The 18,300-nt window shown below is 72.1% G+C and carries 17 protein-coding genes; 9 read left to right on the top strand and 8 right to left on the bottom strand.

Annotated elements, in window-relative coordinates:
• Positions 1 to 42: 42 nt before the first annotated feature.
• Entirely contained in the window at positions 43 to 1,164 is a 1,122-nt protein-coding gene (gene cobT / locus ACZ4Z3_RS06215) for a nicotinate-nucleotide--dimethylbenzimidazole phosphoribosyltransferase (protein WP_468499899.1), read from the bottom strand.
• A 338-nt stretch (positions 1,165 to 1,502) separates the two neighbouring features.
• Here cobT and ACZ4Z3_RS06210 point away from each other — a divergent pair, with 338 nt between their 5' ends.
• Positions 1,503 to 2,396 carry a class I SAM-dependent methyltransferase gene (locus ACZ4Z3_RS06210; protein ID WP_468499898.1) on the top strand — a complete coding sequence of 298 codons (894 nt, stop codon included), beginning with the start codon at positions 1,503 to 1,505 and terminating at the stop codon, positions 2,394 to 2,396.
• Here ACZ4Z3_RS06210 and ACZ4Z3_RS06205 read toward each other — a convergent pair.
• Positions 2,385 to 3,590 (bottom strand): bifunctional adenosylcobinamide kinase/adenosylcobinamide-phosphate guanylyltransferase, encoded by a 1,206-nt coding sequence (locus ACZ4Z3_RS06205; RefSeq protein WP_468499897.1) that lies wholly within the window; start codon positions 3,588 to 3,590, stop codon positions 2,385 to 2,387. The genes ACZ4Z3_RS06210 and ACZ4Z3_RS06205 overlap by 12 nt on opposite strands.
• Before the next feature lie 124 nt (positions 3,591 to 3,714).
• On the opposite strand from ACZ4Z3_RS06205, the gene ACZ4Z3_RS06200 reads away from it, so the two are divergent.
• Positions 3,715 to 3,927: a hypothetical protein gene (locus tag ACZ4Z3_RS06200; protein WP_055522013.1), complete on the top strand. Its 213-nt coding sequence runs from the start codon at positions 3,715 to 3,717 to the stop codon at positions 3,925 to 3,927.
• 167 nt (positions 3,928 to 4,094) lie between these two features.
• On the opposite strand, the gene ACZ4Z3_RS06195 is transcribed toward ACZ4Z3_RS06200, so the two are convergent.
• Entirely contained in the window at positions 4,095 to 4,892 is a 798-nt protein-coding gene (locus ACZ4Z3_RS06195; RefSeq protein WP_468500209.1) for a class I SAM-dependent methyltransferase, read from the bottom strand.
• Positions 4,889 to 5,518, bottom strand: coding sequence for a DUF3043 domain-containing protein (locus tag ACZ4Z3_RS06190; protein ID WP_468499896.1), 630 nt, complete (start codon positions 5,516 to 5,518; stop codon positions 4,889 to 4,891). Before ACZ4Z3_RS06190 ends, ACZ4Z3_RS06195 begins: the two co-directional genes overlap by 4 nt.
• Before the next feature lie 334 nt (positions 5,519 to 5,852).
• Here ACZ4Z3_RS06190 and ACZ4Z3_RS06185 point away from each other — a divergent pair, with 334 nt between their 5' ends.
• The 5 genes from ACZ4Z3_RS06185 to ACZ4Z3_RS06165 all read left to right on the top strand — a co-directional run bounded on the left by ACZ4Z3_RS06185 (position 5,853) and on the right by ACZ4Z3_RS06165 (position 12,397).
• Positions 5,853 to 6,647 (top strand): PspA/IM30 family protein, encoded by a 795-nt coding sequence (locus ACZ4Z3_RS06185; RefSeq protein WP_079049790.1) that lies wholly within the window; start codon positions 5,853 to 5,855, stop codon positions 6,645 to 6,647.
• Between the two features lie 36 nt (positions 6,648 to 6,683).
• Positions 6,684 to 6,962, top strand: coding sequence for a PspA-associated protein PspAA (gene pspAA / locus ACZ4Z3_RS06180; RefSeq protein ID WP_468499895.1), 279 nt, complete (start codon positions 6,684 to 6,686; stop codon positions 6,960 to 6,962).
• Between the two features lie 208 nt (positions 6,963 to 7,170).
• Positions 7,171 to 8,406: a sensor histidine kinase gene (locus ACZ4Z3_RS06175; RefSeq protein ID WP_468499894.1), complete on the top strand. Its 1,236-nt coding sequence runs from the start codon at positions 7,171 to 7,173 to the stop codon at positions 8,404 to 8,406.
• A 22-nt stretch (positions 8,407 to 8,428) separates the two neighbouring features.
• Positions 8,429 to 9,118 carry a response regulator gene (locus ACZ4Z3_RS06170; protein WP_468499893.1) on the top strand — a complete coding sequence of 230 codons (690 nt, stop codon included), beginning with the start codon at positions 8,429 to 8,431 and terminating at the stop codon, positions 9,116 to 9,118.
• Between the two features lie 156 nt (positions 9,119 to 9,274).
• Entirely contained in the window at positions 9,275 to 12,397 is a 3,123-nt protein-coding gene (locus tag ACZ4Z3_RS06165; protein ID WP_468499892.1) for an efflux RND transporter permease subunit, read from the top strand.
• 165 nt (positions 12,398 to 12,562) lie between these two features.
• On the opposite strand, the gene ACZ4Z3_RS06160 is transcribed toward ACZ4Z3_RS06165, so the two are convergent.
• Together ACZ4Z3_RS06160 and nadA are read right to left on the bottom strand one after the other, a co-directional pair.
• Complete coding sequence (locus ACZ4Z3_RS06160) at positions 12,563 to 12,982, bottom strand: hypothetical protein (RefSeq protein WP_468499891.1); 420 nt, start codon at positions 12,980 to 12,982, stop codon at positions 12,563 to 12,565.
• Between the two features lie 157 nt (positions 12,983 to 13,139).
• A complete protein-coding gene (nadA, locus tag ACZ4Z3_RS06155; protein WP_468499890.1) occupies positions 13,140 to 14,324 on the bottom strand; it encodes a quinolinate synthase NadA in 1,185 nt (394 codons plus the stop codon).
• 318 nt (positions 14,325 to 14,642) lie between these two features.
• Between nadA and ACZ4Z3_RS06150 the strand changes: the two genes are divergently transcribed.
• The gene (locus tag ACZ4Z3_RS06150; protein WP_055512670.1) at positions 14,643 to 14,999 is read left to right on the top strand and encodes a HesB/IscA family protein; all 357 of its coding nucleotides are present in this window, start codon (positions 14,643 to 14,645) and stop codon (positions 14,997 to 14,999) included.
• 176 nt (positions 15,000 to 15,175) lie between these two features.
• Here the strand turns inward: ACZ4Z3_RS06150 and ACZ4Z3_RS06145 are convergent, their stop codons facing one another.
• Both ACZ4Z3_RS06145 and ACZ4Z3_RS06140 read right to left on the bottom strand, forming a co-directional pair.
• Entirely contained in the window at positions 15,176 to 16,855 is a 1,680-nt protein-coding gene (locus ACZ4Z3_RS06145) for a hypothetical protein (protein WP_468499889.1), read from the bottom strand.
• Between the two features lie 116 nt (positions 16,856 to 16,971).
• Positions 16,972 to 17,181 (bottom strand): hypothetical protein, encoded by a 210-nt coding sequence (locus ACZ4Z3_RS06140; protein ID WP_055512668.1) that lies wholly within the window; start codon positions 17,179 to 17,181, stop codon positions 16,972 to 16,974.
• 135 nt (positions 17,182 to 17,316) lie between these two features.
• On the opposite strand from ACZ4Z3_RS06140, the gene ACZ4Z3_RS06135 reads away from it, so the two are divergent.
• Positions 17,317 to 18,291, top strand: a complete 975-nt coding sequence (locus ACZ4Z3_RS06135) for a carbohydrate kinase family protein (protein ID WP_468499888.1) — start codon at positions 17,317 to 17,319, stop codon at positions 18,289 to 18,291.
• Positions 18,292 to 18,300 lie beyond the last annotated feature (9 nt).

Genomic DNA, 18,300 nt, shown 5'->3' with positions numbered 1-18,300 from the left:
TGGTGGGGTGTGCCCCGGCGGGGGTGGGGTCCCGACGGGGTCCTACGTCGCGTCGTACTCCTCCGCGAGGTTCTTCTCCTCGGCCCCGCCGTCGTCGGCCGCCTTCTCCGGCTCCGCCGGCTCCCGCTCCGGCAGCTCCGCGGCCAACGCCGCCGCGGCCTGCACCAGGGGCAGCGCGAGCAGCGCACCCGCGCCCTCGCCGACCTTCACCCCGTGGTCCAGCAGCGGCTCGATCGCCATCCGGTCCAGCGCCTTGGCCTGCGCCGGCTCGCCACTGTTCTGCCCGGCGAGCCACCAGTCCGGCGCCCGGAAGGCCACCCGCTGGGCGACCAGCGCGCACGCGGCGGACACCACCCCGTCGAGGATGACCGGCATCTTCCGCACCGCGCTCTGCAGCAGGAACCCGGTCATGGCCGCCAGATCGGCCCCGCCCACCGCCGCCAGCAGCTGCAACTGGTCCCCGAGGACGGGCCGTGCCCGCCGCAGGGCGTCCCGTACGGCCGCGCACTTGCGCATCCACGCCAGATCGTCGATCGCCCGGCCGCCCCGCCCGGTCACCACCGACGCGTCGGTCCCGCACAGCGCGGCGACGAGGACGGCGGCGGCCGTGGTCCCGCCGACACTGAGGTCCCCGAGCACGACCAGGTCCGTCCCGGAGTCGGCCTCCTCGTCCGCGACGGCGACGCCCGCCCGGAACGCGGCCTCCGCCTCCTCCAAGGTCAGCGCGTCCTCGATGTCGATGCGCCCGGAGCCGCGCCGCACCCGGTGCCGTACGACCTCCTCGGGCAGTGACCCGGGGTCGCAGTCCAGCGCCAGGTCGACCACCCGGACCGGTACGTCGAGCCGCCGGGCCAGCACCGCCACCGGGCTGCTTCCGTCGAGCACGCCCCGCACCAACTGGTCCGCCGTGCCCGCGGGTCGGGCGGAGACGCCCAGTTCGGCGACGCCGTGGTCGCCCGCGAACAGCACCACTCGGGCCCGGCCGATCGGCCGCACCGGCACGGCGGACTGCGCCGCCGCCAGCCACTCACCGAGGTCGTCCAACCGGCCCAGCGCCCCGGGCGGCACGATCTGCCTCTCCCGCCGCGCCTCGGCGTCGCGGCGCACCCCGCCGTCGGGGCGCTCGATCAGATCGGTGAAGTCGTCGAGATTAAGCGAGCTCATTCGCCGAACAGTACCGGCAGCGATCGAACACGACCGCGCCACACCGAAACCCACCGCACACCGACCGCACACGGCCCCACACCACCGCACCTCCGACCCGCCGCCCCGGCCCGTCTCCCCGGCCCGTCGCCTCCGCACCCACCGGTCCGCCGCCCCCCGGCTCTCACCTCCTCGTCCGCGGGCTCACCTCGGCTCGTCGCCCCGCCAGGGCACGTCAATGCGCCTCGGATCGCGAAGCCACGGGCACGTCGTTGCGCCTCGGATCGCGATCGTCTACGTACCGTTTTGAGGCGAATGTCCGTATATCCGCTTACTCTCCCTCGCCCTCAGGAGCCGCCATGCCCCCCACCCCCCGGCCGGACCCCGGCCCGCTCGCCCCGGGTGTCGACCCCTTTCAGGAAGCGCGCCGGGACGACTGCCCCTGGTGCGGCTCGCGGCGGTTGCGGACGCGGGTGCGGGCGTCGGAGGGGCCCCGGCGTACGCCGGGCACGTTCGTGGTGGACGAGTGCCGGGACTGCTCCCACGCCTTCCAGAACCCCCGGCCCACCGCGGACGGGCTGCTCCTGCGCCACCACCGGCACCCCACCGAGGGGCGCATCCGGTCCGACCTCGCCGGCCGGCTGCGTCGCCGGCACCACCGCACCGCCGCCCGCGCGATGCTGCCGTACCCCGAGCCGGAGAGCTGGCTCGACGTCGGCACCGGGCACGGCTACTTCCCGGAGGCCGCCCGCGAGGTGCATCCGTACACCGCGTTCGACGGTGTCGACCCCACCCCGCGCGTCGAGCGCGCGCGGAAAGCCGGGCGGATCGAGGAGGCGTACCAGGGCCTCCTCACCGACCCGGAGATCACGGCCCGGCTGTGCGCCCGCTACGACGTGGTCAGCATGTTCCACCACCTGGAGCACACCGCCGACCCCCGCGAAGAACTCCGCGCCGCCCGCACGGTCCTGCGCCCCGACGGCCATCTCCTCGTCGAAGTGCCGGACCCCGCGCGCCCGTTCGGCACCCTGGCCATGGGCCCGGGATGGCCGGGCAGGGCGTACGACCGGCCCCGCCCGCTCCATCTGATGCCCCTGCGCAACCTCCTCGCCGAACTGCGGTCGCTGGGCTACGAGGTGGTCGCCACCCGCTCCTGCGCCCCCTTCCCGCCCCGCGCGCACCGGATCATCGCGCGCCGCACTGCACTTCCACCCGCCCCCGTGGCCCCGCCGCCCGACCCCTCAGCCCCGTAGCGCCAGCGCCTGGCCCGCCACGACCAGCAGCACGTGCTCGCACTCCGCCGCGAAGGCCGCGTTCAGCCGCCCGAGTTCGTCCCGGTAGCGGCGCCCGGAGGCGGTGGCCGGTACGATCCCCGACCCGACCTCGTTGGAGACGGCGACGACGGTCCGGCGGGTCTGCCGCACGGCCTCCGCCAGCTCGGTCACACGCGCCCGGAGCGCTCGCTCCCCACCGCCCGCCCACTCCGCGTCGTCCCACGCCCCCACCGCGTCCATGACGTCCGTCAGCCACAGCGACAGACAGTCGATGAGCAGCGGTGGCCCGTCCTCCTCCTTGAGCAGGGGGACGAGGTCACAGGTCTCGACCGTGCGCCAGGAACCGGGCCGCCGCTCGCGGTGCGCGGCGACCCGCGCCGCCCACTCGCCGTCCCCGTTGCGGGTGCCGCCCGTCGCCACGTACAGCACGTCCGGGAACGCCTCCAGCCGCCGCTCCGCCTCGACCGACTTGCCGGACCGCGCCCCGCCCAGCACAAGCGTGCGACGCGGTACGTCCGGCACGTCCTCGTAGGCGCCGACCGCCAGCGTCGTCCCGTCCGGCACGGCGCGCGCGCCCGCCGCCGCGAGCCGGCGCGGCAACTCGCCACCCGGCGGCACGTCATGGTCCAGATGGACGGCGACGACATCGGTCGTCGGCCCCACGGCACCCGCCGCCCGCAGCCGCGCCAGGGCGTCGGGCCGCCCCAGGACATCGGCGAGCACCATGTCGTACGGCTCCGCCGACCGCTCCTCCAGCCCGGCGGGCGCGCTCCCCGGCGGCAGGTACAGCAGCCGCTGCCCGCCCGGTCCCGTCACCGCGTACCCGGTGCCCGGCGAGTCCAGCGCCTGCGCCCGCACCCGGTGCCCGGTCAGCAGCGCCAGCTCCCGCCCGTCCGGCACCCGCCCCGGCTGCGGCAGCCCCGCCGGCACCTCCATGGCGGGCCCGGCGTGCGGATGCGACAGCAGCACCTGGCGTACGCCGGTCAGTGAGCGCCCGGCGCGCGCGGCCGCGAGGGCGACGCCGGGAGTGAGGTCGAGCAGCAGTGTGCCGTCCACGAGCAGCGCGGTCGCCCCGCGCGCGGCATCGCCGAGCGCGGTCGCGCACGCCGCGCACGGACAGTCGGGGCGGGGAAGCCCCGCGGGGGCGCCGGTGCCGAGCAGTGTCAGTTCCACGCCTTCGATTTTCCCGCGTCCCGAGGAACACCCGCAGGTCTTGTGCGTCCGACTAGGCTCAGGGGGAACCGGATCTTGCCCGGCGCCGGTGAGCGGTGCCGGGCCGGTACTTACGGAGGCTCACATGACGGCATGGACGTGGCGGTTCGAGAAGGCCGACGGGACGGAGGTCCAGCCCGCGGTCCAGCCCGAGGAGTTCACGACCCAGGGGGATGCCGAGTCATGGATCGGCGAACAGTGGAAGGCCCTCCTGGAGGGCGGCGCGGACCAGGTCCGCCTCTTCGAGGACACGACTGAGATCTACGGCCCGATGAGCCTGCACGCGCAGGAGGCGTAACGGCGAGGAACGGCCCCGCGCCCCATCAGGGGCGCGGGGAACTGCGCGAAGACCCCGACGCTCCCGCACCCGCCGACGAAGGCGGACCCCCGAGCTGTGACGCGCCCTCAGGGGGTCGAAGGGGCACAGCCCCTTCAGGACGGGACGCCGATGGACCGGGGGGCAACCTAGCCCCGCACCCCGCACAGGTGCAGCAGCGCCGCCACCCGCCGATAAGGATCCGTCCGCCCGGCCCGCTCCTCCGCCGCGAGCAACAGCTCCAGGGCCTCCCGGCTCTCCGGCACCACCGCGTCGTCGGCTGCCAGATCGGTGAACACCCGCACCCCGTACCACGCGTGCAGCGGGGCCCCGATCCCCCCGAGCGTGTCCGTCAGCGCGTCCAGCCGGTCCGCCCGCACATCGAGGCCCAGCCTGTTCCGGTACGCGGTCGTGTCGAACGCCGCGAGCGCCCCCGCCCAGTCCCCGGCGAGCCCGGCCCGCATCGCGAGCGCGTCGCCGTTGCGCACGAGCAGCGACAGGAACCCGCCGGGCGCCAGCATCCGGGCCAGCCCGGCCAGCAGGGCGTCCGGCTCCTCGACGTACATCAGCACGCCATGGCAGAGCACCACGTCGAAACCGCCCGGCAGGAAGTGCACACCGGTGTCCCGGCCGTCGCCCTCGACGATGCGCATCCGGCCGCGGATGCCCTCGGGCTCCGCAGCCAGCGCCTCCCGCGCGACGGCGATCAGCCGCGGCTCCCGCTCGATCCCGGTCACCTCGTGCCCGGCCCGTGCCAGCCGCAGCGCCTGCGTGCCCTGCCCCATCCCGACGTCGAGCACCCGCAGCCGCTGCCCCACGGGGAACCGCGCGGCTATCTGCTCGTCGACCTGGCGGGCCACCAGCTCCTGTCGTACGACCTCACGCAGCGTCCCCAGCCGGTTGAGCCAGGCCTCGGCGGCGTCCCCGGAGAAAGCCGTCGTGCTCAGGGCCGCTCTCCGCGCTTGACCTGCGGCTTCGGCAACCTCAGTCGACGCATCTGGAGGGTGCGCATCAGGGCGTAGGCGACGACGCCCTTCTTGTTCTGGTCGGGGTAGCGGACGTTCAGCTGCTTCTTCAGGCGGATCGCCAGGCCGATCGAGTCGACCACGATCAGGATGATCACGAACAGCCACAGCAGCAGCGCGATGTTCTGCAGCGCCGGCACCCGCACCATGCTGAGCACGAGGATGAGGACGGCCAGCGGCAGGAAGAACTCGGCGATGTGGAAACGCGAGTCCACGTAGTCGCGGGCGAACCGGCGGACCGGGCCCTTGTCCCGCGCGGGCAGATAGCGCTCGTCGCCGGTGGCCAGCGCCTGGCGCTGCTTCTCCAGCGCGGCGCGCCGCTCGTCACGGGAACGCTTGGCTGCCTCCTTGCGCGTCGTCGGCGTGTTGGCGACGCTGCGACGCTGGGACTGGGCCTCACTCCGCTTGGGAGTGGGCCGCCCCTTGGGGGCCTGCGGGTCACGGGTCTGCTTGGAGTCGGTCACCGACGCCTTCTCGGCGACCGCTTCCTTCTCGCTCTTGGCGCGGCTACGAAACACAAAACCCAAGGGTACGGGGTGCCGGGGCATGGACCCCAGTCCCGTGGGGAACGATCCGGCAACACCCGGCGTCTGTGCTGGGGACAGAACGGGACCGAAGGTGGACCGGGGAACCGGAGAAGACGGAAACGGGGGAGTGCGGTGAAGATTCGTCCGTGGGGGAGCTGACGCGTTCCGGGGGTCCGCCCGTACACAACCCCGGGGGACACCTACTCCCTACGCCGGATCGGAGCCGTCCACAGTCGTCCTTGGGGAGGAGCGCATCCGTCCCCGAACAGTGCGGTAATGGATGCAGGGCCCGTACTGTGGGTTCTGTCGAGAGACCGGTGAGCTGGAGTCCGTCAGAAGGGGGCGCGCGAAGCCCATGAGCGGTGTCATGAAGCGTATGGGGATGATCTTCCGCGCGAAGGCGAACAAGGCCCTTGACCGGGCCGAGGACCCGCGCGAGACCCTCGATTACTCGTATCAGAAGCAGTTGGAGCTGCTCCAGAAGGTGCGGCGCGGTGTGGCCGACGTGGCCACGTCCCGCAAGCGCCTGGAACTCCAGCTCAACCAGCTCCAGTCCCAGTCCTCGAAGCTGGAGGACCAGGGCCGCAAGGCGCTCGCGCTGGGCCGTGAGGACCTGGCCCGCGAGGCGCTCTCCCGGCGTGCCGCGCTCCAGCAGCAGGTGACGGACCTGGAGACCCAGCACTCCACCCTCCAGGGCGAGGAGGAGAAGCTCACCCTCGCCGCCCAGCGGCTCCAGGCCAAGGTCGACGCCTTCCGTACGAAGAAGGAGACGATCAAGGCCACCTACACCGCCGCCCAGGCCCAGACCCGGATCGGGGAGGCCTTCTCCGGCATCTCCGAGGAGATGGGCGACGTCGGTCTCGCCATCCAGCGCGCCGAGGACAAGACGGCGCAGCTCCAGGCCCGTGCCGGTGCCATCGACGAACTGCTCGCCTCCGGTGCCCTCGACGACCCGTCCGGTATGCACAAGGACGACATCCAGGCCGAGCTGGACCGCCTCTCCGGCGGTACGGACGTCGAGCTGGAACTCCAGCGCATGAAGGCGGAGCTGGCGGGCGGCACGTCCGGGCAGCAGGCCATCGAGGGCGGCCAGGGCTCCGCCCAGCAGCAGTCCCAGCGCCAGGACACCCCCCGCTTCGACAAGCAGTAGTCATCCCGTGTGAGTCCCGTGCCTGAGGAGGGCGACATGATCGTACGGATCATGGGGGAGGGGCAGGTGGAGCTGGCGGACAGCCACTTCGCCGAGCTGAACAAGCTGGACGACGAGCTACTGACCGAGATGGAGAGCGGCGACGGCCCCGGCTTCCGCCGCACCCTCCACGCCCTCCTGTCCAAGGTCAGGGAACTGGGCACCGCCCTCCCGGACGACGCCCTGGAACCCTCCGAGCTGATCCTCCCGTCCCCGGACGCGACCCTGGAGGAAGTCCGGGACATGCTGAGCGACGACGGCCTGATCCCGGGCTAGCCGCCGGGGGAAGGGGCGCAGCCCCCTTCCCGGGGGCGCGGGGAACTGCGCGACGAGGCCCCACGGACCCGCACCCGCCGACGAACCCGCCCTCCCGAGCCATGAGGCGCCGCCGCGGGGTCGAAGGGGCGGCAGCCCCTGGTGGACGGGACGGCTAGGGCGCCCCACGGCTACCGCCCCCCGCGAGGGCCCCGTACCGTAAACCCCCGTGAGCACCCTCCAGCGCACCAGGACCTGGCTGACCGCGCACCCCCTCGCGCTGGACGCGGCCCTCGCACTCGGCGTCCTCACCTGCATGCTCGCCGGCTCCTTCGTCGACCCCCACGCCGAGCACCCCGACAAGTGGGGCACCCGCACCCCCGACGCCGTCGGCATCACCCTCATGGTGCTCGCCGCCGCCGCCCTCGTCGCCCGCCGCCGCTCCCCCCTGCCCGTCCTGGCGGCGACCTCCGCGCTCACCCTCACCGAGCTCGTCACCGGCGACCCCCGCGCCCCCGTCGCGATGGCCGCCGTCATCGCCCTCTACACCGTCGCCTCCACCACCGACCGCCCCACCACCTGGCGCGTCGGCCTCCTCACGATGACCGCCCTGACGGCCACGGCCATGCTCGTCGGCCCCGCCCCCTGGTACGACCAGGAGAACATCGGCATCTTCGCCTGGACCGGCATGGCCGCCACCGCCGGGGACGCGGTCCGCAGCCGCCGGGCGTTCGTGGCGGCGATACGGGAACGCGCCGAACGGGCCGAACGCACCCGCGAGGAGGAGGCCCGCCGCAGGGTCGCCGAGGAGCGCCTGCGGATCGCCCGCGACCTGCACGACGTCGTCGCCCACCACATCGCCCTGGTCAACGTCCAGGCCGGCGTCGCCGCGCACGTCATGGACAAGCGGCCCGACCAGGCCAAGGAGGCCCTCGCCCACGTCCGCGAGGCCAGCCGCTCCGCGCTGGGCGAACTGCGCGCCACGGTCGGCCTGCTCCGCCAGTCCGGCGACCCCGAGGCCCCCACCGAACCCGCCCCCGGCCTGACCCGGCTCGGCGAACTCGTCGGCACCTTCCACAGCGCGGGCCTCGCCGTCGACGTGGTCCGCGCCGACGAGGGCAGCACCCTCCCCGCCGCCGTCGACCTCGCCGCGTACCGCGTCATCCAGGAAGCCCTCACCAATGTGCAGAAGCACGCGGGGACGCAGGCGAAGGCCGAGGTCAGCGTCGTCCGCGTGGGACCGAACGTGGAGATCACCGTCCTCGACGACGGCGCCCGGAACCCCGGCGGCCCGGACACCGGCGGCGCGGGCGGCGGGCACGGCCTGCTCGGCATGCGTGAACGCGTCACGGCCCTCGGCGGCACCCTCACCACCGGCCCCCGCTACGGAGGCGGCTTCCGCGTCCATGCGATCCTGCCGCTCACCAGCCGCACGGCCCGCGCGGACGCACCCGCGCGACCCTGACCACCGCACCGGGGGACCCCGTATGACCATCCGCGTCCTGCTCGCCGACGACCAGGCCCTGCTGCGCAGCGCCTTCCGGGTGCTCGTGGACTCGGAACCGGACATGGAGGTCGTGGGGGAGGCGTCGGACGGCGCGGAGGCGGTGCGCCTGGCCAAGGAGGAGCGGGCCGACGTCGTCCTGATGGACATCCGGATGCCCGGCACCGACGGACTCGCCGCGACCCGGATGATCAGCGCCGACCCCGAGCTGGCCCAGGTCAGGGTCGTCATCCTCACCACCTTCGAGGTCGACGACTACGTCGTGCAGTCCCTGCGCGCCGGCGCCTCCGGCTTCCTCGGCAAGGGCGCCGAACCGGACGAGCTGCTGAACGCCATCCGGGTCGCCGCCGGCGGGGACGCGCTGCTCTCGCCGTCCGCGACGAAGGGGCTGATCGCCCGCTTCCTTGCGCAGTCGGACGACCCCGACGGGAACGACGACATCGACACCGCCCGCTCCGAACGGCTCGGCACCCTGACCGGCCGGGAGCGCGAGGTCCTCGTCCATGTCGCCGCGGGCCTGTCCAACGACGAGATCGCCGAGCGCCTCGAAGTGAGCCCGCTGACCGTGAAGACGCACGTCAACCGGGCCATGGCGAAGCTCGGCGCCCGCGACCGGGCCCAGCTGGTGGTCTTCGCGTACGAGTCGGGCCTGGTACGCCCAAGGGTGGAGTGAACTCCACCCCGTACTACTGCGGCCGGAGTATGCGCGGGATAAGGAAATGGACCTGCGGAGCGACGGATCGGCCTCCTCCGTGGCCCAGGGTGTGGGGTGAGCGCACATCGGCGCTCGTCCTCCGCTCCTGCCACAAGAAGAGAGATCCGGTCACCCATGTCCTGGCTGTCTCGGTTCAGCCTCGCGCAACGGGCCCTCGTCGGTCTGGTGTCGATCATCGCGCTCGCCTTCGGGGCGATCGCGATACCCCAGCTCAAACAGCAACTGCTGCCCACCATCGAACTGCCGATGGTGTCCGTGCTCGCGCCGTACCAGGGCGCCTCCCCGGACGTGGTCGAGAAGCAGGTCGTCGAACCCATCGAGGACAGCCTCGAATCCGTCGACGGCATCACGGGCGTCACGTCCACCGCCAGCGAGGGCAACGCCCTGATCATGGCGTCCTTCGACTACGGCCCCGGCACCGACCAGCTCGTCGCCGATGTCCAGCAGGCCGTCAACCGGGTCCGCGCGCAGCTCCCGGACGACGTGGACCCGCAGGTGATCGCCGGTTCGACGGACGACATGCCGACCGTCGTCCTCGCCGTCACCTCCGACCAGGACCAGCAGGCCCTCGCCGACCGGATCGACCGCACGGTCGTCCCCACCCTGGAGGACATCGACGGCGTCGGCCAGGTCACCGTCGACGGAGTACGGGACGTCCAGGTCACCGTCACCCCCGACGACGCGAAGCTCGCGAAGGCCGGCCTCACCACGATGGCCCTCTCCCAGGCCCTCCAGGCCGGCGGCGTCACCCTGCCCGCGGGCTCCTTCGACGAGGGCGGCGCCAACCGCACGGTCCAGGTCGGCGGCGGCTACACCTCGCTGAAGCAGATCCAGGACCTGCGGGTGCGCGGTGAGGGCGGCAAGAAGCCCGTACGGCTCGCCGACGTCGCCACCGTCAAGGAGGAGGAGGCCAAGGCCGACTCCCTCACCCGCACCAACGGCGAGCCCAGCCTCGCGGTCATGGTCACCATGGACCGCGACGGCAGCGCCGTCGCCATCTCCGAGGCCGTCGAGGGCAAGCTGGCGGACATGCGCCGGGACCTCGGCTCGGACGCCACCGTCACCGTGGTCAGCGACCAGGGCCCCGCGGTCTCCAAGTCCATCGAGGGCCTCACCACCGAGGGCGCGCTCGGACTGCTCTTCGCGGTCCTCGTCATCCTGGTCTTCCTCGCCTCGGTCCGCTCCACCCTCGTCACGGCCGTGTCCATCCCGCTGTCGGTGGTCCTCGCCCTGATCGTCCTGTGGACCCGCGACCTCTCCCTGAACATGCTCACCCTCGGCGCGCTCACCATCGCCATCGGCCGCGTCGTCGACGACTCGATCGTGGTCCTGGAGAACATCAAGCGCCACCTCGGCTACGGCGAGGAGCGCCAGGAGGCCATCCTCAAGGCGGTCCGCGAGGTCGCCGGCGCGGTCACCTCGTCCACGCTGACGACGGTCGCCGTGTTCCTCCCGATCGGCCTCACCGGCGGCATGGTCGGCGAGCTGTTCGGCAGCTTCTCCCTGACGGTGACGGCGGCCCTGCTGGCTTCCCTCCTCGTCTCGCTGACGGTCGTCCCCGTCCTGTCGTACTGGTTCCTGCGCGCTCCGAAGGGCACGCCCGAGGACGCCGACGAAGCGCGCCGCAGGGCCGAGGAGAAGGAGGCCAAGAGCCGTCTCCAGCGCTTCTACGTGCCCGTCCTGCGCTTCGCGACCCGGCGCCGCCTCACCAGCGTGGTCATCGCGGTGGTCGTCCTGCTCGGCACGTTCGGCATGGCCCCGCTGCTGAAGACCAACTTCTTCGACCCGGGCGACCAGGAAGTCCTCAGCGTCAAGCAGGAGCTGAAGCCCGGCACCAGCCTCGCCGCCACGGACGAGCAGACGAAGAAGGTCGAGAAGCTGCTCGCCGGCACCGAGGGCGTCAAGGACTACCAGGTCACCATCGGCTCCTCCGGCTTCATGGCGGCCTTCGGCGGCGGCACCGACTCCAACCAGGCCTCGTACAGCGTGATGCTGGAGGACTCGGCGACCGCCGAGGACGTCCAGGAGCGCGTCGAGGACGGTCTGAAGGACCTGTCCGGCATCGGCACGACGACCATCGCGGTCGGTGACGCCTTCGGCAGCCAGGACCTGAGCGTGGTCGTGAAGGCCGCCGACGCCGACGTCCTGCGCAAGGCGTCCGAGCAGGTCAGGGACGCGGTCGCGACGCTGGACAACGTCACCGACGTCACCAGTGACCTCTCCCAGAGCGTGCCCCGCATCTCGGTCAGGGCCACCGACAAGGCGGCCGCGGCCGGCTTCGACGACCAGACCCTCGGCGCCGCCGTCGCCCAGGCCGTCCGCGGCACGACCAGCGGCCGGGCGATCCTCGACGACACCGAGCGGGACATCGTCATCAAGTCGGCGAAGCCCGCCGACACGCTGGACGAGCTGAAGAACCTGCGGCTCGGCCCGGTGAAGCTCGGCGCCATCGCCGACGTCGAGCTGGTGGACGGCCCGGTCGCCATGACCCGGATCGACGGCCAGCGGGCCGCCACGATCACCGCGAAGCCGAAGGGCGACAACACGGGCGCGGTCAGCGCGGACCTCACCGCCAAGCTGAACGGACTGACGCTCCCCGCGGGCGCCACCGCCGACATCGGCGGTGTCTCCCAGGACCAGGACGAGGCGTTCGCCTCGCTGGGCCTCGCGATGCTCGCGGCGATCGCCATCGTCTTCATGCTGCTGGTGGCGACCTTCCGGTCCCTGGTGCAGCCGCTGATCCTGCTGGTCTCCATCCCGTTCGCCGCCACCGGCGCCATCGGACTGCTGGTCGCGACCGGCACCCCGATGGGCGTCCCGGCGATGATCGGCATGCTGATGCTGATCGGCATCGTCGTCACCAACGCGATCGTGCTGATCGACCTGATCAACCAGTACCGGCGGCAGGGCTACAGCACCGTCGAAGCGGTCGTCGAGGGCGGCCGACACCGCCTCCGCCCGATCCTGATGACGGCCCTGGCGACGATCTTCGCCCTGCTCCCCATGGCCCTGGGCATCACCGGCGAGGGCGGCTTCATCGCGCAGCCGCTGGCCGTGGTGGTGATCGGCGGGCTGATCACCTCGACCCTGCTCACCCTGCTACTGGTCCCGACCCTCTACACGATGGTCGAGATCCGCAAGGAACGCCGGGCGAAGAAGAAGGCCCTGAAGCGCGCGGGCGCCACGTCCGCCGCGACGGAGCCCGGCTCCGAGAGGACGGAGACCGCCGGGGTGTGACACCCCGCGACCGGCACGGCCGGGCACCGGACCGACATGGTCCGGTGCCCGGCCTTCGTTTCCGCCGGCCGTGCCACTGCACAAGGATGACCCCGGGGTCACAGATTCGCGAGGCGTCTCCTGCCGGAAGCACCGGGTACCTGAGGACCGCTCGTACTGCTCAGGTCAGCAGCGGATATCCGTGAGCGCCCCCCTGCTTTGGGTACCGAAGTCGATTTGGCCGGCAGCTTGCGTGCAAGTGTCCAGCGTGTTGGTTCCGGAGGACCAGACCTCGCGCCCCGACGATGACCTTTCCCCCAGCAGCCCCGACGAGGTTTTGATCATGGCGGATATGCGCCATGAGCTGTGGGTGTCACTGAAGCTGTCCCAGACGTAGACGTACCCGAAGTTCTTGCCGCAGCCTATGAACTGCTTGACGGAGGCGGCAGTCTGTCCGTTGGATGTCCTGATGTACGCGGTACTGCCGATCTGGGCGACGGCGGCGCAGCCCGGAGCCGACTCCGCGGCGGCGGGGCTTGAGGCGCTGATGACAATGCCGACCGCAAGGGCAAGAGTCGCGGCGGTGGTTGAAAGGACTCGTGGCATGGGTCCCCCGCGTGAAGCTTGTGTCTGAAGGGTGAGACCACATCTCACTACAGGCCAGTAACAAGCACAAGATCAGAAACAGGACGCCTAGCCTCTTCACCCTCGACACCGCTCACCCCGACCGGAACCCGGGTCGGGGTGAGCACCGGCCGCACGCCTACGGCAGGGCCAGCATCCGCTCCAGCGCCAGCTTCGCGAACGCCTCGGTCTCCTTGTCGACCTCGATCCGGTTGACGAGGGTGCCCTCCGCCAGCGACTCCAGCGTCCACACCAGGTGGGGCAGGTCGATGCGGTTCATGGTCGAGCAGAAGCAGACCGTCTTGTCGAGGAAGACGATCTCCTTGTCCTCGGACGCGAAACGGTTCGCCAGCCGGCGTACGAGGTTCAGCTCGGTGCCGATGGCCCACTTGGAACCGGCGGGGGCCGCCTCCAGCGTCTTGATGATGTACTCGGTGGACCCGACGTAGTCCGCCGCCGCCACGACCTCGTGCTTGCACTCGGGGTGGACGAGGACGTTGACCCCGGGTACGCGGGCCCGCACGTCGTTCACGGAGTCCAGGCTGAAGCGGCCGTGCACCGAGCAGTGGCCCCGCCACAGGATCATCTTCGCGGCCCGCAGCTGCTCGACCGTGACGCCGCCGCCCGGCTTGTGCGGGTTGTAGACGACGCAGTCCTCCAGCGACATGCCCATGTCCCGCACCGCGGTGTTGCGGCCCAGGTGCTGGTCGGGCAGGAACAGCACCTTCTCGCCCTGCTCGAAGGCCCAGTCCAGGGCCCGCTTCGCGTTCGACGAGGTGCAGATGAGCCCGCCGTGCTTGCCCGTGAACGCCTTGATGTCGGCGGAGGAGTTCATGTACGACACCGGCACGACCTGCTCGGCCACCCCGGCCTCGGTCAGCACGTCCCAGCACTCGGCGACCTGCTCGGCGGTGGCCATGTCGGCCATCGAGCACCCGGCGGCGAGGTCGGGGAGGACCACCTTCTGGTCGTCGGAGGTCAGGATGTCCGCCGACTCGGCCATGAAGTGCACACCGCAGAAGACGATGTACTCGGCCTCGGGTCGCGCCGCCGCGTCCCGGGCCAGCTTGAAGGAGTCGCCCGTGACGTCCGCGAACTGGATGACCTCGTCGCGCTGGTAGTGGTGGCCGAGCACGAAGACCTTGTCGCCGAGCTTCGCCTTCGCCGCCCGGGCACGCTCCACCAGGTCGGGGTCGGAGGGGGAGGGGAGGTCGCCGGGGCAGTCGACTCCGCGCTCGCTCCTCGGGTCGGCCTCGCGGCCGAGCAGCAGCAGGGCGAGGGGCGTCGGCTGTACGTCGAGCTCCGGGGACTGGGCGGTGGTCACGACACGCACCCTTTCTGTTCTGCGACTCGCCGGCCCGAGGGGAGCCGGCGGGACATGCGGGCTAGCCTTTTCGTCGAAATGACGCTATCTATCATAACCGCTTCACGTCACGTTGACGATGCCCATAGCGTCGATGTGACATGAATCCCGGCGGCCGGACCGGACGCCCGTGCGGCGGCCGGTGCCCACCACGCGGGCCATGTGCGAGCATGAAGAAGGACGCGGTGGAAATCCGCTCGCCCCGGACGGAATGAATCCGGGACCCCGGCGGTTGCACTCGTCGGCAAGCAGTCTCCGTACAACCCGGGAGAGATGTAGATGTCCGTATCGGACGAGACCACCACCGTCACCGACGGCATCATCCTGACCGACGCCGCCGCGGCCAAGGTCAAGGCCCTGCTCGACCAGGAAGGCCGTGACGACCTGTCGCTGCGCGTCGCCGTCCAGCCCGGCGGCTGCTCCGGCCTGCGCTACCAGCTCTTCTTCGACGAGCGTTCGCTCGACGGTGACGTGGTCAAGGACTTCGACGGTGTGAAGGTCACCACCGACCGCATGAGCGCCCCCTACCTCGGCGGCGCCACCATCGACTTCGTCGACACCATCGAGAAGCAGGGCTTCACCATCGACAACCCGAACGCGACCGGCTCCTGCGCCTGCGGCGACTCCTTCAGCTGAGCCCGCCCGCACGCCGTACGGCGCTCACTGGCACGACCCGTACGGCCTCGCCGAGCACGACCCGTACGGCGCTCACTGAGCACCGCGACCCGTACGGCGCTCACTGAGCACGACGAAGGCGGCGTCCCCCTCCGACGGGGACGCCGCCTTCGTCCGTTCCCGGCTCGCGGCCGGCCCTACTGAGGCTGCGTCTCCCGGATCCCGCCCTTGGGGATCTCCTCGCCGTCCGGCCCGACCACCTCGCGGTCGCCCAGCGGCCCGTCCAGCCGCACGGTGCGCTCCATCGCCTTGGCGATCATGACGCAGACCCGGCCGGGCTGGGAGGTGCCGGTCACGGTGACCGTCACCTCGCCCGACTTCTCGGTCGCGGTGGCCGCGTACTCGCTGCACACCCCGCCCCAGAAGCTGACGGTCAGCTCCCTGCCGTCGACGGTGTAGCCCTGTACCGGGACGTTCCGGGACGCGGGGTCGGCCGGCGGCCGGTCACCGGGGACGTTAGGGTCCTCGGGCCCCTCGGTCGGCTCCTCCGGCTGGGAGGGGGCCAGGTACTTCGGGTCGACGGCCGGATGCGTCACCGTGAAGCCGGCCGCGGCCTTGTGCGGCCGCACCTCGAACAGCCAGGACGGCACGAGCGCCGTCCGGCCGCCGACCTGGTGGGAGGCCAGCCCGAACACCGCGTCCTCGACCGGCACCGGCGGGGTCCGCGGCTTCGACGGCGACGGCGTGACGTCCTCGTGGGCGGGGCCGACGCCCTGCCCCGCGTCGTTCAGCAGCTTCAGTGCCCGCTCCGCGTCGACCACCGGGTACGTGTCGCCCTTCACGGGCGCCTTGACATTGCCGCTGCCGCCGACCACCGTGCCGTCGGCGCCCACCTGGAGGTTGGTCGCCCAGCCGTACGTGGGCAGCCCGCCGACCTCGGGATCGGCGTTCACCACGCGGACGGTGCCGAGGAGCTGGGAGACGTCGAGCTTGGCGTCGTCCTGGCCGACGGCCTTGAGGATCGGTGTCGCCGCCTTCCGCGCCGCCGCCTCGCTCACCGGGTCGACGTCGCCGGCCGGGGGCACGGCGGTGCAGACGTCGACCTTCTGGCAGTTGTCGGTGCCCGGTGTGAACCGGCTGAACGTCCACGCGCCCGGCGCCTGCCTGCCGACGTGCAGGCTGGGGCCCGATCCGTCGCCCGTGGTGCCGACCCGCCAGCTCTCGCCCTCGGCCCTCGGCTCGCCCTCGACGCCCAGCGCCTTCGCGAGCCGCGCCACCTCGGCGGCCGTGACCTGCCCCCCGGTCTGGTACACGGGGGCCGAGTCCGGGCCGTCCGGCAGCTGGCCGACAGCCTCATAGGTCACCCCGCCGGGGTCGGGTTCACCGGGAGCGATGCCGTTCGAACCGCCGCCGCCGTACCCGTCGAGCGCCAGCGGCGGAGGAGTGCCGTCGGACCCGGCCGAGCGCCCGGAACCACTGCCGGACCCGCCGGACGTGGTCGCCGCGAGAAACGCCCCACCACCGCCGACGAGCAGCACCGCCGCGGCCACGGAGGCCACGACCACGCGCGACCGCCGCCGCGCCGCCCGCCGGGTGTCCTCGACATCGGCGGCTTCGTCCTGCCCGACGTCGGCGACCTCGGAGACGTCGGCCGTAGGGGCCTCCCGCGCCTCGTCGTCGCCCTCGTCCGTGGGGCCGGCCGAACGGGTGCGCGCCTCGTCGTCACCGGCCCCTGTGGCGGGAGCCTCCTCGGCCTCGGCCGGGTCGGTCTTCTCGACCCCCTCGGCCCGGTCCCCGGCAGCCCTGATCTCCTCGGGCGCGTCGGGCCGGGTGCCCTCGTCCGGGTTCTCGGGGTGGTCGGGTCGCTCGGCGTTCACCGCATCGCTCCTTCGGCTGGTCGTACACCGCCTCCCCCATACGGGGGACAGCGATGGGACGCGGCGGAGGAGCCGACGGTTCCCCGTCCGCCGAGCGGATGCGCGGCGGACTCCCCTCAGTCGCCGTAGTCCGACATCGCGTCCACCAGCCGTGCGGAGGTCGCGGGAACCGTCACCCCGTGGATGAGCGAAGGGGGCACCGGAGCCGTAATGACCTTCGCGGGGGCCGCCCAGTGCGGGGCCATCCGGGCGCAGTCGCCGCGCAGCGCCGCGAGGCCGCCGTCCGGGTCGAACGGGACGGTGCCGTGGATCTTGGGGTTCGTCATATCGGCACCGTACGCACCGGGAACCCCACGAAGAAAGACCTACTATCGGGTAGTTTTGCCTGCTTCTGACGGCGCCTACGACCCGGTAGCGTGAACTGTCAATCCCCTCTCCCTTCGCAGGAGCGTGTCCTCGCCGTGCGTATCGCAGTCTCCGGCTCCATCGCCACCGACCATCTGATGACCTTCCCGGGCCGCTTCGCCGACCAGTTCGTCGCGGACCAGCTGCACACGGTCTCCCTCTCCTTCCTCGTCGACCAGCTCGACGTCCGCCGGGGCGGTGTCGGCGCGAACATCGCGTTCGGCATGGGGCAGCTCGGCACGAGGCCGATCCTCGTCGGCGCGGCCGGCTCCGACTTCGACGAGTACCGCGCCTGGCTCGACCGGCACGGCGTCGACACGGCCTCCGTGCGCATCTCCGAGACGCTTCACACGGCCCGCTTCGTCTGCACCACCGACGCCGACCACAACCAGATCGGCTCCTTCTACACCGGCGCCATGAGCGAGGCCCGCCTCATCGAGCTGAAGACCGTCGCCGACCGCGTCGACGGCCTCGACCTGGTCCTCATCGGCGCCGACGATCCGGAGGCGATGCTCCGCCACACCGAGGAGTGCCGTTCGCGCGGCATCCCCTTCGCCGCCGACTTCTCCCAGCAGATCGCCCGCATGGAGGGTGAGGAGATCCGGATACTGCTGGACGGCGCGACGTACCTCTTCTCCAACGAGTACGAGAAGGGCCTCATCGAGTCCAAGACCGGCTGGTCGGACGCGGAGATCCTCGACCGGGTCGGCCACCGGGTGACCACCCTCGGCGCGCGCGGCGTCCGCATCGAGCGCGTCGGCCACGACCCGATCGAGGTCGGCTGCCCGGACGAGGAGCGCAAGGCCGACCCCACCGGCGTCGGCGACGCGTTCCGCGCCGGCTTCCTCTCCGGGCTCGCCTGGGGCGTCTCCCTGGAGCGCGCGGCCCAGGTCGGCTGCATGCTCGCCACCCTCGTCATCGAGACCGTGGGCACCCAGGAGTACCAGCTGCGCCGCGGCCACTTCATGGAGCGGTTCACCAAGGCGTACGGCGACGAGGCCGCCGCCGAGGTGCAGGCCCACCTCGCCTGACGGCCCGCC

The organism is Streptomyces sp. NPDC030296, from assembly GCF_055572815.1.
The sequence above is the reverse complement of the archived record's forward strand: the minus strand, read 5'-3'. Positions and strand labels throughout refer to the sequence as shown.